At 61.5% G+C, this 15980-nt stretch carries 19 protein-coding genes; 11 read left to right on the forward strand and 8 right to left on the reverse strand.

The window, feature by feature from the left end:
* Positions 1-102: 102 nt before the first annotated feature.
* From ACIPSK_RS24385 to ACIPSK_RS24405, 5 genes are all read left to right on the forward strand, one after another.
* Positions 103-1671 (forward strand): Na+/H+ antiporter subunit D, encoded by a 1569-nt coding sequence (locus tag ACIPSK_RS24385; RefSeq protein WP_162118079.1) that lies wholly within the window; start codon positions 103-105, stop codon positions 1669-1671.
* Positions 1668-2141 (forward strand): Na+/H+ antiporter subunit E, encoded by a 474-nt coding sequence (locus tag ACIPSK_RS24390; protein WP_162118078.1) that lies wholly within the window; start codon positions 1668-1670, stop codon positions 2139-2141. Before ACIPSK_RS24385 ends, ACIPSK_RS24390 begins: the two co-directional genes overlap by 4 nt.
* Positions 2138-2482, forward strand: a complete 345-nt coding sequence (locus ACIPSK_RS24395) for a cation:proton antiporter (RefSeq protein WP_162118077.1) — start codon at positions 2138-2140, stop codon at positions 2480-2482. Before ACIPSK_RS24390 ends, ACIPSK_RS24395 begins: the two co-directional genes overlap by 4 nt.
* Positions 2479-2811, forward strand: a complete 333-nt coding sequence (mnhG, locus tag ACIPSK_RS24400) for a monovalent cation/H(+) antiporter subunit G (RefSeq protein ID WP_018484375.1) — start codon at positions 2479-2481, stop codon at positions 2809-2811. The genes ACIPSK_RS24395 and mnhG overlap by 4 nt, the downstream gene beginning before the upstream one ends.
* 440 nt (positions 2812-3251) lie before the next feature.
* Positions 3252-3683 carry a MucR family transcriptional regulator gene (locus tag ACIPSK_RS24405; RefSeq protein ID WP_003557810.1) on the forward strand — a complete coding sequence of 144 codons (432 nt, stop codon included), beginning with the start codon at positions 3252-3254 and terminating at the stop codon, positions 3681-3683.
* A 406-nt stretch (positions 3684-4089) separates the two neighbouring features.
* Here the strand turns inward: ACIPSK_RS24405 and ACIPSK_RS24410 are convergent, their stop codons facing one another.
* The gene (locus ACIPSK_RS24410; RefSeq protein WP_017963541.1) at positions 4090-4512 is read right to left on the reverse strand and encodes a SufE family protein; all 423 of its coding nucleotides are present in this window, start codon (positions 4510-4512) and stop codon (positions 4090-4092) included.
* Positions 4513-4791: 279 nt separating this feature from the next.
* Positions 4792-5286 (reverse strand): DUF5330 domain-containing protein, encoded by a 495-nt coding sequence (locus ACIPSK_RS24415; RefSeq protein ID WP_162118076.1) that lies wholly within the window; start codon positions 5284-5286, stop codon positions 4792-4794.
* Positions 5287-5699: 413 nt separating this feature from the next.
* On the opposite strand from ACIPSK_RS24415, the gene ACIPSK_RS24420 reads away from it, so the two are divergent.
* The 4 genes from ACIPSK_RS24420 to ACIPSK_RS24435 all read left to right on the forward strand — a co-directional run bounded on the left by ACIPSK_RS24420 (position 5700) and on the right by ACIPSK_RS24435 (position 8805).
* Complete coding sequence (locus tag ACIPSK_RS24420) at positions 5700-7280, forward strand: sensor histidine kinase (RefSeq protein WP_206119877.1); 1581 nt, start codon at positions 5700-5702, stop codon at positions 7278-7280.
* Positions 7252-8205, forward strand: a complete 954-nt coding sequence (locus tag ACIPSK_RS24425; RefSeq protein ID WP_162118074.1) for a peptidoglycan-binding domain-containing protein — start codon at positions 7252-7254, stop codon at positions 8203-8205. Before ACIPSK_RS24420 ends, ACIPSK_RS24425 begins: the two co-directional genes overlap by 29 nt.
* Positions 8206-8266: 61 nt before the next feature.
* On the forward strand, positions 8267-8398 hold the full coding sequence (locus ACIPSK_RS24430; RefSeq protein WP_281410328.1) for a hypothetical protein: 132 nt from the start codon (positions 8267-8269) through the stop codon (positions 8396-8398).
* Positions 8399-8460: 62 nt separating this feature from the next.
* Complete coding sequence (locus ACIPSK_RS24435; RefSeq protein ID WP_162118073.1) at positions 8461-8805, forward strand: DUF1491 family protein; 345 nt, start codon at positions 8461-8463, stop codon at positions 8803-8805.
* Positions 8806-8875: 70 nt separating this feature from the next.
* Here the strand turns inward: ACIPSK_RS24435 and ACIPSK_RS24440 are convergent, their stop codons facing one another.
* Both ACIPSK_RS24440 and ACIPSK_RS24445 read right to left on the reverse strand, forming a co-directional pair.
* A complete protein-coding gene (locus ACIPSK_RS24440) occupies positions 8876-9925 on the reverse strand; it encodes a DUF2336 domain-containing protein (protein WP_162118072.1) in 1050 nt (349 codons plus the stop codon).
* 248 nt (positions 9926-10173) lie between these two features.
* On the reverse strand, positions 10174-10380 hold the full coding sequence (locus ACIPSK_RS24445) for a hypothetical protein (RefSeq protein WP_017963548.1): 207 nt from the start codon (positions 10378-10380) through the stop codon (positions 10174-10176).
* 539 nt (positions 10381-10919) lie between these two features.
* On the opposite strand from ACIPSK_RS24445, the gene ACIPSK_RS24450 reads away from it, so the two are divergent.
* Positions 10920-11087, forward strand: a complete 168-nt coding sequence (locus ACIPSK_RS24450) for a hypothetical protein (RefSeq protein WP_017963549.1) — start codon at positions 10920-10922, stop codon at positions 11085-11087.
* A 13-nt stretch (positions 11088-11100) separates the two neighbouring features.
* Here ACIPSK_RS24450 and ACIPSK_RS24455 read toward each other — a convergent pair whose 3' ends face one another.
* The 3 genes from ACIPSK_RS24455 to ACIPSK_RS24465 form a co-directional block, all read right to left on the reverse strand.
* Positions 11101-11649: a DUF1254 domain-containing protein gene (locus ACIPSK_RS24455; RefSeq protein WP_162118071.1), complete on the reverse strand. Its 549-nt coding sequence runs from the start codon at positions 11647-11649 to the stop codon at positions 11101-11103.
* The gene (locus ACIPSK_RS24460) at positions 11642-12229 is read right to left on the reverse strand and encodes a DUF1214 domain-containing protein (RefSeq protein WP_162118070.1); all 588 of its coding nucleotides are present in this window, start codon (positions 12227-12229) and stop codon (positions 11642-11644) included. Before ACIPSK_RS24460 ends, ACIPSK_RS24455 begins: the two co-directional genes overlap by 8 nt.
* A gap of 302 nt (positions 12230-12531) precedes the next feature.
* Positions 12532-14730, reverse strand: a complete 2199-nt coding sequence (locus tag ACIPSK_RS24465; RefSeq protein ID WP_162118069.1) for a transglycosylase domain-containing protein — start codon at positions 14728-14730, stop codon at positions 12532-12534.
* 204 nt (positions 14731-14934) lie between these two features.
* On the opposite strand from ACIPSK_RS24465, the gene ACIPSK_RS24470 reads away from it, so the two are divergent.
* Entirely contained in the window at positions 14935-15408 is a 474-nt protein-coding gene (locus ACIPSK_RS24470) for a YcgN family cysteine cluster protein (protein ID WP_017963553.1), read from the forward strand.
* Positions 15409-15414: 6 nt separating this feature from the next.
* Here ACIPSK_RS24470 and ACIPSK_RS24475 read toward each other — a convergent pair whose 3' ends face one another.
* On the reverse strand, positions 15415-15975 hold the full coding sequence (locus tag ACIPSK_RS24475) for a TetR family transcriptional regulator (protein WP_162118068.1): 561 nt from the start codon (positions 15973-15975) through the stop codon (positions 15415-15417).
* Between the last annotated feature and the right edge of the window lie 5 nt (positions 15976-15980).

Below are 15980 nucleotides of genomic sequence, written 5' to 3' on the forward strand. Positions count from 1 at the left end.
CGTGTGCCGTGCTGCCCGCCTCATCCGACCCTTCGGGCCACCTTCTCCCCGCTGGGGAGAAGAGGGAGATTGCCTTGCCGACCGGAAAAGAAACCTGATCGCATGGCCGCCCCAACCTCCACCGTCGATCTCTCCGCCGCCCTGATCACCACCCCGGTGCCGATCGGCCATTGGCTTGCCATCCTGCCGGTCGCCCATTGCATTACGCTCGGCGCTGTCCTGCTGATGCTGCGCGGCTATCCCCGCCTGCAGGCCTGGCTTGCCATCCCAGGCCTTGCCGCGCTGGCGCTGATCGATGCGGCACTGCTCGCCAAGGTCGCCGCCGAAGGGCCGCTCACCATGGTCATGGGCCGCTGGCTGCCGCCCTTCGGCATCGCCTTCACCGTCGATCTCTTCGGTGCGCTGATGGCCTTCACCGCAGCCCTTGCCGCGCTCGCCGGCGGCATCTATGCGCTGGCCGATATTGGTGAAAGCGGCCGGCGATACGGTTTCTTCCCACTGCTGATGTTGCTGATGGCCGGCGTCACCGGCGCCTTTCTTACCGGCGATGTCTTCAATCTCTATGTCTGGTTCGAGGTGCTGCTGATCTCCTCCTTCGGGCTGATCATCCTTGGCTCCGAGCGCCAACAGATCGATGGCGCGCTGAAATATGCGGTGCTCAATCTCATCGCCACGACGTTGTTCCTGATAGGCGTCGGCATCCTCTATGCCGCCTTCGGCACCCTCAACATGGCCGATATAGCTGCAAAAGCCGCGGATTTGCGCGGCACGGCGCCGCTGATGACGCTGGCAAGCCTCTTCCTGCTCGCCTTCGGCATGAAAGCGGCGGCCTTTCCGGTCAATTTCTGGCTGCCGGCCGCCTACCATACGCCGCGCATCACCGTATCGGCGCTGTTTGCCGGCTTGCTGACCAAGGTCGGCATCTACGCGCTGATCCGGGTGATGGTCATGCTGCTGCCGATGGAGCGGCAGGAATTGAGCTTGGTGATCGCACTCGCCGCCGCCGCGACCATTCTCGTCGGCGCTCTCGGCGCGCTTGCCGAAAACGATATCCGCAGGCTGTTCGGCTATGTCGTCATATCGGGCATCGGCAACATGCTTGCGGGCGTCGCGCTTGGCGGCCTTGACGGCATCAGCGGCGCGGTCTTCTATGCGCTCCATTCCATGGTGCTGATGACGGCGCTTTATCTTGCCGCCGGCGAGATCGCCCGCCGCGGCGGCGGCTTTTCGCTATCGGCCCTCGGCGGGCTCTACAGGCAAAGCGGTGGCTTCACCGCGCTCTCCCTCGTGCTCTTCCTTGCCGCCTGTGGCCTGCCGCCCTTTTCCGGCTTCTGGCCGAAGGTCATCCTCGTCAAGGCCTCGCTCGATCTCGGCGCCTGGTGGCTGGCGGCCGCGATCCTGGTTGGCGGCTTTCTGACGACGATTGCCTTCGGCCGCCTCTTCCTGCTCGCCTATTGGCGCCCGGCGGCGATAGCCCTGACGCCGACAATCCTGACACCGTCCGGACCGAGGTGGCGCACCGGTCTGCCGCTCGCCGCGCTGACAGCGCTGGTCGTCGGCTTCGGCATCCTGCCGGAACAGCTGCTGGCGCTGTCGCAATCGGCAGCTGCCGGCCTTGCCGATCCCCAGGCCTATCTTCACTCGGTCTTCCCGGAAGGAGGCGCGCCGTGATCTTCGTCCTCTTCAACTTGCTGCTGGCCGTTGCTTGGATCGCCGTCACCGGCAGCGCCTCACCGCACAACCTCATCTTCGGCTTGCTGCTTGGCGCCCTGGCGCTGGTCATCATCCGCGAATCCTTCGGCGGCAGGGGACATATCCCCCGCGTCCTCCCGGTGCTCTCGCTTGCCATTCTGTTCCTGAAGGAATTGTCGCTGTCGGCCTGGAAGGTCACGGTCACCGTCCTCTCGCCCGATATGAAGCTGAAGCCCGGCATCTTCGCCTTCCCGCTGACGCTGACGAGCGATTTCGAGATCACTTTGCTCGCAAACCTGATCACGCTGACACCCGGCACGCTTTCGGTCGACGTCTCGACAGATCGCCGCATGCTCTATGTCCATGCGCTCGATTGTTCCGATCCTGAGGCCACCAAGCGTGATATCGCCAACGGTTTCGAACGCAAGATCATGGAGGCTTTCCGGTGATCACGCCTGCCGCCATTATCACGGTCGCATCTTCGACCGCACTCGTCATCCTCGGCCTGGCGCTGATCCTCACCGTCTGGCGCGTCGTTGCCGGCCCGACATTGCCGGATCGTATTCTTGCCCTCGACATGCTGACCGGTATCGCCATCGGTTTCATTGCGGTCATCGCGGTCAAGACCAGCTTTTCGCTCTATATCGATATCGCCATCTCGCTCGGCCTTGTCGGTTTCCTGGCGACTGTCGCCTTCGCCCGCTTTGTGCTGTCGCGCGGCAATATCAAATCGAAGCCATCTGCGGCAAATGGCAACACGCAAAAGCGGGCAGGGGGCAAGAAGCGATGATCGATTATATCGTGGCTGCCATCACCGCCCTGCTGCTGATCGTCGGAGCGCTCTTTGCTCTTGCAGCGGCAATCGGCCTTGTCAGGCTGCCCGATCTTTACACGCGCATGCACTCGGCCTCGAAGGCGGGGACGGTCGGCTCCGGCCTATTGCTCCTCGCCGCCGGCCTCTATTCGCAAGATCTGGCGATTCTCGCCCGCGCCATCGCCGGCTTTATCTTTTTCCTGCTGACGGCGCCGGTGTCTGCCCATCTCCTTGCCAGAGCTGCCCACCGTTCAGGATATGATCTCGGTGAACTCTCGGTCCGTGACGATATCAGGGATCGTTGAGCCTATGCTGTTCGCCGACATTACCAGATTTATGCAAAACTTATGCACAGGAAGCTGTGAGTAAAGCTTGGCGGAAAGCCCTTCAATTCTTCATCTGTCACATTTTCTCAAGAAAAACGACAAATAATAATTGGCCTTTTGGTCAAACGATGGTATTTGAAAATGCAAGTAGAGTTCTGATTGTGAATTGCAATCGTACTGCTTCCAAGTCCCTCAGTTTTGATTTTCAATGTCTAAACTGAGGCCATAGCCCGGAGCATGACGTAGTGGTTTCCAATCAGGCAGTATAAGGACAGGTCTCGCTCTTCGGAATCTAGGGGTGGATTTCGCGTTTTTCGAAACAGAAGATCGCTTCCGGTGCTTTTGCTGTTCGCTTCTACGAGGCGGGTCTTTGACGTGTCGGTCAAAGACCGTTTGTGCATGCTAACAGGAGAAAAAATATGACGGATATAGCGACCGGCAATGCGCCGGAGCTGCTTGTGGAACTGACGGCCGACATCGTTGCGGCCTATGTCAGCAACCATGTTGTACCGGTCAGCGACCTGGCCAATCTGATTTCCGACGTGCATTCGGCACTGAGCAACACGTCCGTACCGCAGCCTGCTGCGGCGATCGTCGAAAAGCAGAAGCCTGCAGTTTCTGTCCGCAAGTCCGTACAGGACGAGCAGATCACGTGTTTGGAATGCGGCGGCAACTTCAAGTCCCTCAAGCGTCACCTGATGACGCATCACAGCCTCTCGCCGGAAGAATACCGCGAGAAGTGGGACCTGCCGACCGATTACCCGATGGTAGCGCCCGCTTATGCCGAAGCGCGTTCGCGCTTGGCAAAGGAGATGGGCCTCGGGCAACGCCGCAAGCGCGGCCGCGGCTGAGCTTTTTCGAAAGCATCGACGACAAAAAGCCGGGTCTTGTGCCCGGCTTTTTTGTGTGCCTTTTCAAGGCATGGAAAATAATCTCGATGGGGCCATTCCAGGAAAGTGCGAAATGGTTTTCCCGGCAAAGCGCGAAGCGGTTTTGCCGGGAGTTGGGTAAAACGAAAGGTTGGAGCGGTTCTGCGCTTCTATCAAAAGCTGAATCGCGCCGGTGATCCAACCTTTCGCAGATGATTCGGGCGGGCGCCAAGATAGTCTGAGCGACCCCGTCTTATGCTTCGCCGACAGGCTTAGAATGTATTCCTATACTATCAGCAAGTGTTAATGTATTCGATGTGCCAAGGCAGGCGCTGTCCGAATCGATCGGCTGTGGCCCTAGAGCCTTTCCGATCAGCAATCATCGCGGTCAAGCCGCGGCGCGGACTCTTGCCTCTTCGCGAATCCTGTTCACCATCGAGCGCAGTCCGTTCGAGCGCTGCGATGACAGATTCTCCACCAGGCCGATCTTCGAGAATATCTCGAAGGCATCGAGCCCGGCGATGTCGGATGCGGTCTTGCCGGAATAGGTGGCAAGCACGATGGCGACGAGGCCGCGCACGATATGGGCGTCGGAATCACCCTCGAAGCTCATGACCGGGTTGTCGGGATCGCCTGTCGTATGCGTCACCAGCCAGACCTGGCTGGCGCAGCCCATCACCTTGTTCTCCGAGGTGCGCTTCTCCTCGGCCAAGTCGGGCAGCGCCTTGCCGAGTTCGATGACATAGCGGTAGCGGTCTTCCCAATCGTCCAGGAAAGCGAAGTCGTCGATGATCTGGTCGAGGGATGCCATGGTAGCCTTTCACTATTAAAGCAGTTCCAGCAAAAGTGCGCAGCGGTTTTGCGTCCGGAATGCGTCAGGAAGTGCTCTAACACTGCATATAGGTGAAAGACCGGCGGATTTGAACCGCTAAAAAGAAACGCCGTGAGGGATGAGCATCCTCACGGCGCAGCAACATGCTGAATTAAACAGGGCAGGCACGTCAGGCATGGGGCCTCTCCGCGTCATGCGGACCGCCGATGCAAGCTATAAAACCGAAAGGCATTGCGGACGAATGCCCGCGAAATTTCGTCAGGTCGCCGGCTTCGGCGTCGGCAGCGGAATAGCGCCGGTCAGCACCGTCTCAGGAGAGGCATCATCCTCGACCGGCGGACGGTAAGGCATCGGCTGGTTGAGCGCAGCCTTTGCCTCGCGCACCTTTTCCTGGATAGCAGGTGCTGCCAGCGAAGGCATGTTGAGCGCCACCGGCATTTGCGGTTCGGCAAGCTTTGCGGTCGCCGGCGCCTCGTCCTTGAACTGGCTGTCGAGAAGTTCGTAGGCGACGCGGGCGCCCTCGCGGGCCCGGTAGCCGAGCGCGGTGAAGGTTTCGGCGCCCTTGGCACAAACCTCGGGCTTTTCCGAGCACATGCCTGTGAGATAGTCATAGGCGCCGCTTGCCGCCGTGAACGCGTCGGAAAGCTGCAATTGCGGGCCGTTGGCCAACTTGTCGGAACTCTCCGTGCTGAAGACGGAAAGAAGCACGAGCACGAGGCCAAACCAGAAGGATCCTTTGATCAGAAACCACATTGTCGTCGCCCATCCTGTTTTCCCCGTCCGGTTCTTGTCGCCGAATCAGGCCGGTTGTCCGGTGTGTTTTCACCCTACCGCCAAGTTGCGAATGCCGCTTTTCGAAACTCACGCGCATTTGCGGCAAATTTAGTTCAAATTTTAGCGAACGGTATTTGAGCCGCATTTTAGTCGAATGCGAGCGATCGCCGTTAAGCATCAGGGCAACACCTGCTTGCAATTGCAGGGCTTTTGCTAGCTCGCCTTGCCACAAGAGTTAACGCAATGCTGAAATATGAGGAAAATCCGTCGCTTACCTGCTATTAACCACAAAAGGCAAAGAGCCTTCCAGATGCTTCAAAACGGGAATTTCGGCCGTTTCAGCCTGTGAACAGCGCTTTTGCCTTATCCTTTCTTTAAGTCGCCAAGGCCTATTGTCCGGATCGATCGACAGCCTTTCGGGCGGGTATTGCGTGCGTGTATTGAGTAACATTGGCGGCTGGATGACGGCCCTCGTAGACCGGGCAGCGACAAGCTGGCTCTCCCGGACGGGCGGCGGCGAAGCCGTACGCCAACGCGAGCTCGCGATCCTGCGCCGCCTCGTGCTGTTCTCGTCGGCCGCTCTCGTTGCCGCTCCTATCGGCCTTTCGGCAGTCACAAGTCCGGCCGTCGCGCTGCCGGCGGGTGTCGCCGTGGTCTGCGCCGCCTTTCTCTTTTCCGCCGTCGGCAGCATCGCGCTCGCCCGTCAGGGTTCGTCTTCCGGTATCGCCACGCAGTCGGCCGAGGATTTCTTCCTTGCAGCCACCCCCGGCCTCGTCTTCTTCCTGGACCCGCACGGCAGTGTGGCGACGGTCGGCGGCCGCGACCGGCGCGATTTCCTTGCCTGGATGCGCGATCCCAAGGGCAGGGGCTTCCTTGAGCAGGTGCATGTCTCCGACCGCATCCTTTTCCTGCAGGCGCTTGATGACCTGCGCCGGGGCGAGGATGCTCAGAGCGTCGATCTGCGCCTCGATCGGCCCTCGGTCTCGCGCGATCAACGCCAGTTCGCCTACCTCAGAATGGACATGACCGCCCGGCGCGATGCCGATGGCGAGCTTGCCGCCATCATTGCCCAGCTGCGCGATGTCTCCGTCGAGCAGCAGCTGCGTGACGAGGCCCAGAACCGCGCGGCCGATGCCGAATCCGCAAACGACGCCAAGTCGCGCTTCCTCGCCGCCGTCAGCCATGAACTGCGCACGCCGCTGAACGCCATTCTCGGTTTTTCCGATATCCTGATCGGTGAATATTTCGGCAAGTTCGAAAACGACCGCCAGCGCGAATATGTCGGCCTGGTCCGCGAATCCGGCGCGCATCTGCTCTCCGTCGTCAACACCATGCTCGACATGAGCAAGATCGAAGCGGGCCGCTACGAGCTGATCCTCGAAGCCTTCGATATATCAAGCTCCGTCAAATCCTGCGAATCGATGCTGGCATTGCAGGCCAAGACCAAGGGCCTCACCCTGACGAGCCGTATCCAGCGCGATCTCGGCGAGGTCGTCGCCGATCAGCGGGCCATCCAGCAGATCCTCATCAACCTCGTCGGCAATGCCATAAAATTCACCGAGGCTGGCGGCGTCGTCTCGGTCGATGCGGCAGCGCGCGACGGCATCCTCAAGCTGACGGTCAGCGATACCGGCATCGGCATCCCGGCCGACAAGCTGGCGCTGCTCGGCCAGCCCTTCGTCCAGATCCAGAACGACTATACCCGCCGCTTCGAAGGCTCCGGCCTCGGCCTCTCCTTGGTCAAGGGGCTGGTGGCGCTGCATGGCGGGTATTTCGCCATCGCCAGCCAGCCGGGCGAGGGCACGATCATCACCATCGAGATCGCGGTGGACGGCTCGGGCGCCCAGCACGCCGAAGACGCCGGTCATGGCGCGACTGTCGAGTTTCCGCCGCGGCTGAAGGGCGCGGTCAATAGTGGTGCAGAATTGGAAGAGGGGCGTTTCGATGGCCGCGCGCAAGCGAAAATCGCCTAAGGGAAAAAGGGGACGGCAGCAGCCGGGCCTTCTGATGTCAGGCGCTGCCGCCCTCGGCGGGCTCGGCCTGCAAGGCGCCTCCGTGCTCGGCGGGCTCGGCCTGCAGGGCGCATCCGTGCTCGGCGGCGTCATCGGCCGCAATCCGTCGGTCGCCGGCGGCACGATCACCTTCGTCGTCATCTTCTCCTTCGTCGCCGCCAATGCGCTCTGGTATCAGCCGGGCCTGCATCCGCATCCGATTTTCCGCACCCGCGATCCGCAGTCTCCGACCGTGCTCGGTGCCCGCCGTCCAGCCGAGGAGCAGCAGGGCGAGGTCACCACCTTCCGGATCGAACGGCCGCAGGATACAGCCACCACCAATGCGACGCCGGCGCCTGCCGCTCCTGGCCAGCAGCCGAGCCAACTCGTCATGGACATCCAGCAGCAGCTGGTGCGCCGCGGCCTCTATAACGGCATACCCGACGGCATCATCGGCCCGCGCACCAGTGCGGCTATTCTCTTCTTCGAGGAGACCGTCGGCATGACCCAGACCGGCGATCCGACGCCGGAGGTACTGGCGGCGCTGAAGACCGATGCCGCCGGCCCCTCGACCGTGCCCGCCGAAAAGCCGCCCGAGGATGTGAGCTCGAAGGCGGCGGCGGAAGATCCGGTGGCGGCCGCGATCCGGAGCGCTGAAAAGACGGTCAAAACGGCTTCGTCAGCTGCAAAGCAGGTTCCATCAAGCGAAATCACCAATGTCGACCTGGTGCTGAAGATCCAGAAGGGTCTTTCCAACATGGCCTATGCCAATGTCGGCGTCGACGGCGTCGCCGGCGAGCAGACCCGCGCGGCTATCCGCCATTTTCAAAAGCACTACAACCTGCCCGAAGACGGCGAGCCGAACCAGGCGGTGCTGAAGAAACTCGAGGAAATCGGCGCGATATAGAACATAATGCCGAAAAGTGTGAGAAGGGCGGTGGCAGCGGTATCTTGAAACTGGAGCGTCGGTGCCGTTTGAAACGATCCGGGCCAGGCGCGACATGGGCGGCGGTAATTTCGTGATGATGAAGGATATCTCCGCCCCGATCACCGTCCGCGGATGGCATTGGGGAGGATTGCGCCTGGCAGTCAAGGTCTGACCCCTGAGGGCAAACTCTGACCCTGCATTGCCGCCACCGGCGCGCCAGTCTATACCGCGCCGATGAGATTACGCGCCGACATCTTCGTTTCAGCCCTCCTGCGCCGCGTCTTCGCCAGCGGCGATTTCGCCGCCGTCGAGAAGAAGGGTGCGGAGGAGGCGGGTGCGATCTTCATCCGTCAGCACTGCCGCGACGGCCTGGAAACTCTCTATGCGCCGGCGCCGCAGACCGCTTTCGACGAAGGCCAGGCCGGCGACCGCCTGTTCGAGATCCGCCTGTTGCGCAGCGAACCGGAAGCGGTGCGCGCGATGCTGGAGCGCGAACGCAAATTCGATCCCGATCTCTGGATCGTCGAGCTGGAGGCGGATGAACTCGGAGATATAATCCCACTTGCGAAGGGCGGCTGAGAGTCGAGGCGCTCGTCAGTTCAGCGCCATTTCGGGCAGTTCATATGTGGCAAGGCCGCTAATCCGCGGTTCAGCGAGACCGCCGTCCCATGATGCGCATGTCGCGCTGCGGCGGCGCCTGGCGGATGAAGCGGTGGTTGGGCGCTTCCTGAGGTGCGGGCACATTGGGCAGATCGTGCCTATAGGTGTAGCGATCGGCACGCCGCCAGGCTTCGACGCGTTCGTGGCATTCTTCCGGGTCGAGTGCATCGAGCACCATCCAGCCCCGAGTGACGTTGTGCTGCTGTTCGGCCAGGTGCGGATAGAGCCTTTCGAGCACGAAGACGGCATCAAGAAAGCCCATGCCGAGGCTCGTCAGTGTCGTGGCAAGCTGCTGGCCGGAAAGATCGAGCATGATGCGCTCGGCAAGCCAGCGGCTGGCGGAAAGCGCATCGGCAAGTGCTGTTGCGAAATGCGTCGCCTCGCGTGAGCGCGCGAAGCGCACCAGCAGCGCCTCTTGAATGTCGCTGAGCGTGCGCAGACCGAGCCTGTCTTCGTCGGCACGGCCGAGATGACCGGCAAGCCCGAGGATACGCTCGCGCAACGCCTCTTCATTGGCAACCCGCTGTTCCTCCAGCGCATCGGCCTCGTTGGTCTCGGCCGGCACCGGCGAAAGCGGGACCGCCGGCGATTCCATGATCGGCGCCGAGGCGCCCACGGCCCGAGGCTGGCTCTGGCGCAGCGCCACTAGCGCATCGATGACCTTCGGCGAGAGTGAATCGCGGCTGACGATCGCCTTGACATGCGCTGCGCCCTGCATGCGCGCGATGGTAATCAGCGTATCGTCGGCGATCGCCTTGGAGGCGGCAAGAAAAGGGGCCGCGATCTCGATCGGCTGGTTGCCGATAAACAGTGCCACCGCGGCTGGCATGTTCTCGCATTGGGACAGCGCTGCGACCGCCTGCCGCTTGGCCTCGTCGGACGAGGCCTGGAACAGCGGCATGAAAAGTTCGGCGAATTGGCGCAGTTCGGACCGTGTCGGATGAGACAGGTTCTCGAAACTGCTGACAGTCGCCATCAACACCACGTCCTTTTTCCTGACGGCCAAGGGGCCTTCTAGGTCTCGAAACCGGTCACGCACAAAAACACCCCGAAAACGCAGAACAACGGGACCATGGGCCGATATGCGCTGGCGGAACGCATGTCAGGCCATACGGTTATGAACAAATCCTACACCGGTAGGGTTAATGCATGCTGAAGATTTTATTAAAAAGCAACAGAAATATACACGCTTAGCGTGTTTCTGCATAGTTAGCCGGCGATATAAAAATGCACAGTTTGGAACGGCGCTATGAGGATTCCTCACCGCCGAAGTGATGGTTGAAAAGTTCAGGCGATCCTGTGATCGCGCAGCGCGTGCAGCAGCTTTTCGCGGCTGTCATAGCCGGCCTGATAAAGGTCGAGGGCCGCGGATGCCGCGAACTGCGCCTCGACGCTTTTGATGTCGATGCGCCGTTCCGAGCACCAGGCATCAAGTGCACTGCGCAGCACGTCGAGATCGTCAGGCGAGAAGGATGAATTGACCAGCAAAGACACCGCTTACCCTCCGCATTCCGGCAAGAGCGTAGAAAATCCCCGATCGATCGATGCCCGGAAACTGTGATCGACCGAGCGAAACATACGCGCATCTGAGCGCCTCGCAATTAAATATTTTCATGACGCATTTTTGCAACACCGCTATTTTCGAGGTAGAGAGATTGCCGCGCCAATGCCAACTATATGAATTATTTCTAATTTTAGCGCCGATGCCAAGCCAGGCCCTTGCGTAGGCGGCGTGAAACCAAATCAACTCTTCGAGCGTTAATGGGAAGGCGAGTCGAACGGTGTTTGGCATCGCCGAACATTAGTAAACTGTTAACTGTCATGTGTCTCAATTCGGATAGGAACGACGCGATTTGAGTAGTTGGATCGTCGAAACTCCGCATCACGGTATTTTAAATCAGGTGCCGTGGGAAAGGCGCGAATGCCCTCGGTCCGGTCATTCCGGCACTGCAGGACGCGCCGGCCCGCACATTGGCGGGCAGGGTGAAATCCATCGCAAGTTCATCCGTCTCGGGCAGTGCATGGAGACGAGAATGGCAATAGTAGTCGCATTGGCGGATCGGCAGCCGCGGGCGCCGCGTCGCCCGGACAAAGAGCCCCGCGAAGCCAAGATCCTCTGGTTCACCGGCGTCCGCTACGAGCGGTTGGCCGAGAGCCCTAGACATAGTCCGGCGCCCGCGCCGCGCGTCAACAAGAAGTAACCGCTCTTCAACCTTAGCGAGCGGCGAATTGCTCGCAGCCGGCTTCCGTCAGGAAGTTGCGCGCAGCCTCATTGAAGCTCGCCTGCGGCGCCAGCGTCCGCAGCACGGCATAACCGTCCGGCCGTGCCATTTCCACCAGGATCGCCTGCTGCAGCTCCTGCGGCAGATTTTTGCGCAGGTCGGTCAGCTGGATCGGACTGCCGGCCAGCACATCGAGCGCACCGCCGACCGATGTCCTGTCGTTCATGCTGAAGACCTCGTTGGAGGCGCTGTCGTAGATCGCGATCGACCAAAAGGGCACATTGCCCTTGGCGGTGAAATGCACCGGCGCATCCTCGACATCGAAGGAGCAGACGGCGGTGCGCAGGAACGGGTCGCCATTGGCAAGGCCGGCCTCGTCATACTGGTCGCCGAGCAGGTAGAAATTGTTGAGATCGCCCTCCGCCTCCACGCGGGTTGCCGCATCCCTGCCGGTGAAATGCGGCAGCGACAGGATGATGACGAGATGCAGCAGGGCTGCGCCGAAAAGACCGGTCAGGACGGCGAAGAATATCCTAAGCATTGCCGCATCCGGTCTTGGTGAGTTTCGGCATGGCGAGGTCGATCACGCCGGAACTGCCGGCGGTCGGGGTGTCGAACAGCGTCAGTACCAGCCGGAAGGAACCGGCCTGTGGTAAGGCCAGCCAATTGCCCGGTTGGGCGACGGCGGAGATCTCGATCGAGAAACTGCTGTCTTGCTTGCGCAGCACCGTCCAGGAATTGAGCGCAGAGGGATGCCCGGCCGTCACCGCCGCTGGATTGCCGCCATTGTCGGCGGTAAAGAGGGTCCAGAGCCGGGCAGGCGGCGTCTGCCCGCTGATGCGGTAGCGGCAGCCGGCATTCAGCCGCGCGCCCTCGTCGTCGACGCTCGCCGTGAAGGTCAGGCCCTCGGCGCTGCCGTAGAGCAGCTTGCCGGCGCGCGCGCGGTGCGACTTGGCATAGGGATCGGCCTCGACCGTCTGCAACGCCGGAAAGGCCTCCCAGGCGCCGAGTTTGATCGCCCCAAAACCCTGCGTCGCATCCAGCGCATAAAGCGAAATCATGATCCCGCCGCCAAAGGCGACGATCAGCGTGATCGCGATAAAAAGGGGAAATCGAAACACGTCATGACCTTGGAAACCATATCGGATGAAAGGGTTACCACTGATTCTGGCGGGGTGGAATGCCAAGCCGTGCCATAGAGGCCGATTGATCCACGTTATGCAAAGTGCGGCAACAGGGCTGTCCGGTTTGCGCGAATGGCTGCCCCTCACCCTAACCCTCTCCCCGTAAACGGGGCGAGGGGACGTGCCCTACGAGAGGTGTGCGGGGAACGGAGAGGTGGCGACATGGTCCCTTCGCCCCGTTTACGGGGAGAAGGTGGCGGCAGCCGGATGAGGGGCAGTCCGGCAATCTCCTGGGCCAACTACTCCGCGCTCGCCACCTTCGCTGGCGCGAGCGGGGCGGCATCCTTCAGCTTTTCGCCGAGCGTCTTGAGGATGTCAGTCGATTGAACCGAGAGCATGCGCGGCCGGACAAGCTGCGGCAATCCGTCCTGCGGCTTGGCGGCAGACGTCTTGGCGAGGTCCTTTTCCGAGGGCAGGGGGTTTTCGACGCCGGGGATGGCGCGCAGCGTGACGCCCTGATGGGCGTAGTCCATGGCACGCTTGAAGGTCATCGCCGGCAGCGAGCCGCCGGTCATGTTGTTGGTCGAGGTGTAGTCGTCATTGCCGAACCAGACGGCGCAGGTGTAATTGCCGGTGAACCCGACGAACCAGGCGTCGCGATAGGCCTGGGTCGTGCCGGTCTTGCCGGCCGTCAGGATGCCGTTGTCGAGTGCGGCCTTGCGCGCCGTGCCGACATAGGGAACGCGCGACAACATCTGGTTCATATAGGCGTCGGCCTGTTCGGACAGCACGCGTTTCGGCGCCGGTTCGTCATGGTCGAAATCGTAAAGCACGTCGCCGTCGTAATCGAGGATCTGGGTGATGCCGTGGCGGCGCGACTGGTAGCCGCCGGCCGGGAAGGTGGCATAGGCCGTTGCTTGGTCGAGCACCGTTACCTCGGACGTGCCGATCGGGATGGTGACGTCGTCGCGGATCGGCGTTTCGACGCCGAGGTTCTTCGCCATCGCTCGGATCGGCTGAATTCCGAGTTTTTCCTTGGCAAGCCGCACCGGCACGGTGTTGATCGACTGGGCGATCGCGGTCTCAAGCGTGATGCGGCCGGCATAGTGATTGGCATAATTATGCGGGCTCCAATTGCCCCAGGAGATCGGGGCGTCGACGATAGTCGTCTTCGGTGTCATCCCGCTCTCCATCGCCACCGAATAGGTGTACACCTTGAAGGAGGACCCCGGCTGGCGCAGCGCTCTGGTGGCGCGGTTGAACTGGCTTTCGCCGTAATCTCGGCCGCCGACCATGGCGCGCACGGCGCCGCCGTTTTCGATCATCACCATCGCGCCCTGCTTGGCGTGATAGGCTTCGCCATATTCGCGCAGCGACGTCTCGACCGAATCCTCGGCCGCCTGCTGGATGCCCATGTCGATCGTCGTGCGCACGATCAGCGAATGCTGGTGGAAACGCGGTGAAAGCCGCTGCACCTCGTCGAAGGCCCAGTCGAGGAAGAAATCGGGCGATTCCACCTCGTTGCGATCGACGACGGTGGCGGGGTTGCGCCTGGCGGCGATCACCTGACCCTCGGTCATCAGCCCGCTTTGGACGAGATTGGTCAGCACCTCGTTGGCGCGTGCACGCGCCGCCGGCAAGTTGACATGCGGCGCATATTTGGCCGGCGCCTTGAACAGGCCGGCGAGCATGGCGGATTCGGCAAGGTTCACATCGGTGATATTCTTGCCGAAATAGAACTGCGCCGCTGCGGCTGCGCCAAAAGTGCCGCCGCCCATATAGGCGCGGTCGAGATAGGTGGAGAGGATTTCCTTCTTGGAAAGGTTCGCCTCGAGCCACAATGCCAGGAACGCCTCAGTGACCTTGCGGTCGATCGAGCGTTCATTGGACAGGAACAGGTTCTTGGCGAGCTGCTGCGTCAGCGTCGAGCCGCCCTGCACGACTTCGCCGGCGCGCGCATTCTCGCTCATGGCGCGGAAGAGGCCGATGAAATCGATCCCGAAATGGTCGAAGAAGCGCCGGTCCTCGGTGGCGATCACCGATTTGATCAGCGAATCCGGCAGCTCGTCGATCGGCACGGAATTCTGGTGGATCACGCCGCGATGGCCGATAACGTTGCCGTAGCGGTCGGTGAAGGTGACGGCGAAATCGCCGCGATTGCGCCAGTCCTCCTTGGTCGCCTCGAAGGCGGGCTGGGCAAGCAGCAGAATCAGCACGGAGCCGGCCGCCCCGAGCGTCAGCCCTTCGCCGGCAAGTTCGAAGACCATGCGCTTCCAGCCGCGCACGCGGAAGCGGCGGAAGAAGATGGTGATGTCTTCCCAGATCTCGGCGGCGCGGAAGCCGGCGTTCCAGACGGTCGAATCGATCCAGGAATCGATACGCAGCAGAATGTGACGGCTCTTCGCCGGCCGCTTTTCCGCCGCCTCGTTCGCCGCTTTTCCGGGCCTGTTTTCTGGCCCGTTTTCTGGCCCATTTCTTGGGTTGTCCGGATCCTGCACGTCCTGTATTCCCGCCTGATCGCGCTTCGGTCATATCCGACGAAAGCGCGAGGCCCGCATATGGCCGCAAATCTCTCCGATATCGGGAGAGAATTCTCCGAGTACCAGGAGTATACTGAAGGATTGATTGATTTTGCGGCCGATAACAAGAGAGATGCATGAGGGTCACGCGAATTTGCGGGCCGCTGTTGCAAGAAACGAACGATGAACGATCTGCCCTTCTGGAAGAGCAAGACGCTTGCCGAAATGACCGTCGCCGAGTGGGAAAGCCTCTGCGACGGCTGCGGCCTCTGTTGTCTCAACAAGATCGAGGAATGGGATAGCGGCGATATCTATTTCACCTCGGTCAGATGCAAGCTGCTCGACGGCGAAAGCTGTCGCTGCTCAAGCTATGAGAACCGCTGGGATTTCGTGCCGGACTGTGTTCAGCTGACGAAGGAGAACGTGCCCGATATCGCCTGGCTGCCGCCGACCTGCGGCTATCGGCTGGTCAATGAAGGCCACGACCTCTACTGGTGGCACCCGCTCGTCTCTGGCGACCCGGAGACCGTCCATGCCGCCGGTATTTCTGCGCGAGGCCGCACGATCAACGAAAGTGAAATCGATATCGACGATCTCGAAGATTACGTCGTCGACTGGCCGCTGACCGTGGGCGAGAAGGACGATGAGGAAGCATAAGCGGGCTCAGGGCTTTATTGCCGCGAGGAAGCACCGCAGCTCCGTCTCCACATAGGCGGCCACCGGCCCCTCCGCGCCAAAACCCCACCAGATGAGCGAACCCTGCCATTGCGAAAGCAACAGCCGGGCGATCGTCTCCGGCGCAGTCGCCGATCCGAAACATCGCGCGATCGCCGCCGTCAGGGCCGTTCCCCAGGCCGCTCCTCGGGCGCGCAGGACCGGATCGCGGAAATCCTCGCGAAGCACCAGCAGTCCCTCGCCATAGGCGGCGGCATTGTCGCCGTAATCCTGCGACAAGCCGACGAGCAGCGTGATGGCGCCTTCCGGCGTTTTCGGGACGGTCTCGGCAAGCCGCGCCGTTTCCGCATCCAGCCTGTCCCAGGCATAAAGCAATGCGGCGCGCAGCATCGCCGCTTTCGTGGCGAAACGCTGCACCAGCGTCGAACCGGAAAGTCCGCTGGCTTTCGCCACCGCCGCAAAGGTCGCCGCGTCCGGGCCCTCGGCCTGGATCAGCGCCAGCACCATGGCGAGAAGCTGTTCGTCGGACAGTGTGCGGCGTCGCGGCATGAAAT

This window comes from Rhizobium sp. LARHSG275 (assembly GCF_052871115.1).

Bases quoted from the DNA above. Each gene is read 5' to 3' on its own strand.
- ACIPSK_RS24385 (WP_162118079.1), top strand. From the start codon at position 103: ATGGCCGCCCCAACCTCCACCGTCGATCTCTCCGCCGCCCTGATCACC.
- mnhG (WP_018484375.1), top strand. From the start codon at position 2,479: ATGATCGATTATATCGTGGCTGCCATCACCGCCCTGCTGCTGATCGTC.
- ACIPSK_RS24405 (WP_003557810.1), top strand. From the start codon at position 3,252: ATGACGGATATAGCGACCGGCAATGCGCCGGAGCTGCTTGTGGAACTG.
- ACIPSK_RS24410 (WP_017963541.1), bottom strand. From the start codon at position 4,512: ATGGCATCCCTCGACCAGATCATCGACGACTTCGCTTTCCTGGACGAT.
- ACIPSK_RS24415 (WP_162118076.1), bottom strand. From the start codon at position 5,286: ATGTGGTTTCTGATCAAAGGATCCTTCTGGTTTGGCCTCGTGCTCGTG.
- ACIPSK_RS24425 (WP_162118074.1), top strand. From the start codon at position 7,252: ATGGCCGCGCGCAAGCGAAAATCGCCTAAGGGAAAAAGGGGACGGCAG.
- ACIPSK_RS24435 (WP_162118073.1), top strand. From the start codon at position 8,461: ATGAGATTACGCGCCGACATCTTCGTTTCAGCCCTCCTGCGCCGCGTC.
- ACIPSK_RS24450 (WP_017963549.1), top strand. From the start codon at position 10,920: ATGGCAATAGTAGTCGCATTGGCGGATCGGCAGCCGCGGGCGCCGCGT.
- ACIPSK_RS24455 (WP_162118071.1), bottom strand. From the start codon at position 11,649: ATGCTTAGGATATTCTTCGCCGTCCTGACCGGTCTTTTCGGCGCAGCC.
- ACIPSK_RS24470 (WP_017963553.1), top strand. From the start codon at position 14,935: ATGAACGATCTGCCCTTCTGGAAGAGCAAGACGCTTGCCGAAATGACC.
- ACIPSK_RS24475 (WP_162118068.1), bottom strand. From the start codon at position 15,975: ATGCCGCGACGCCGCACACTGTCCGACGAACAGCTTCTCGCCATGGTG.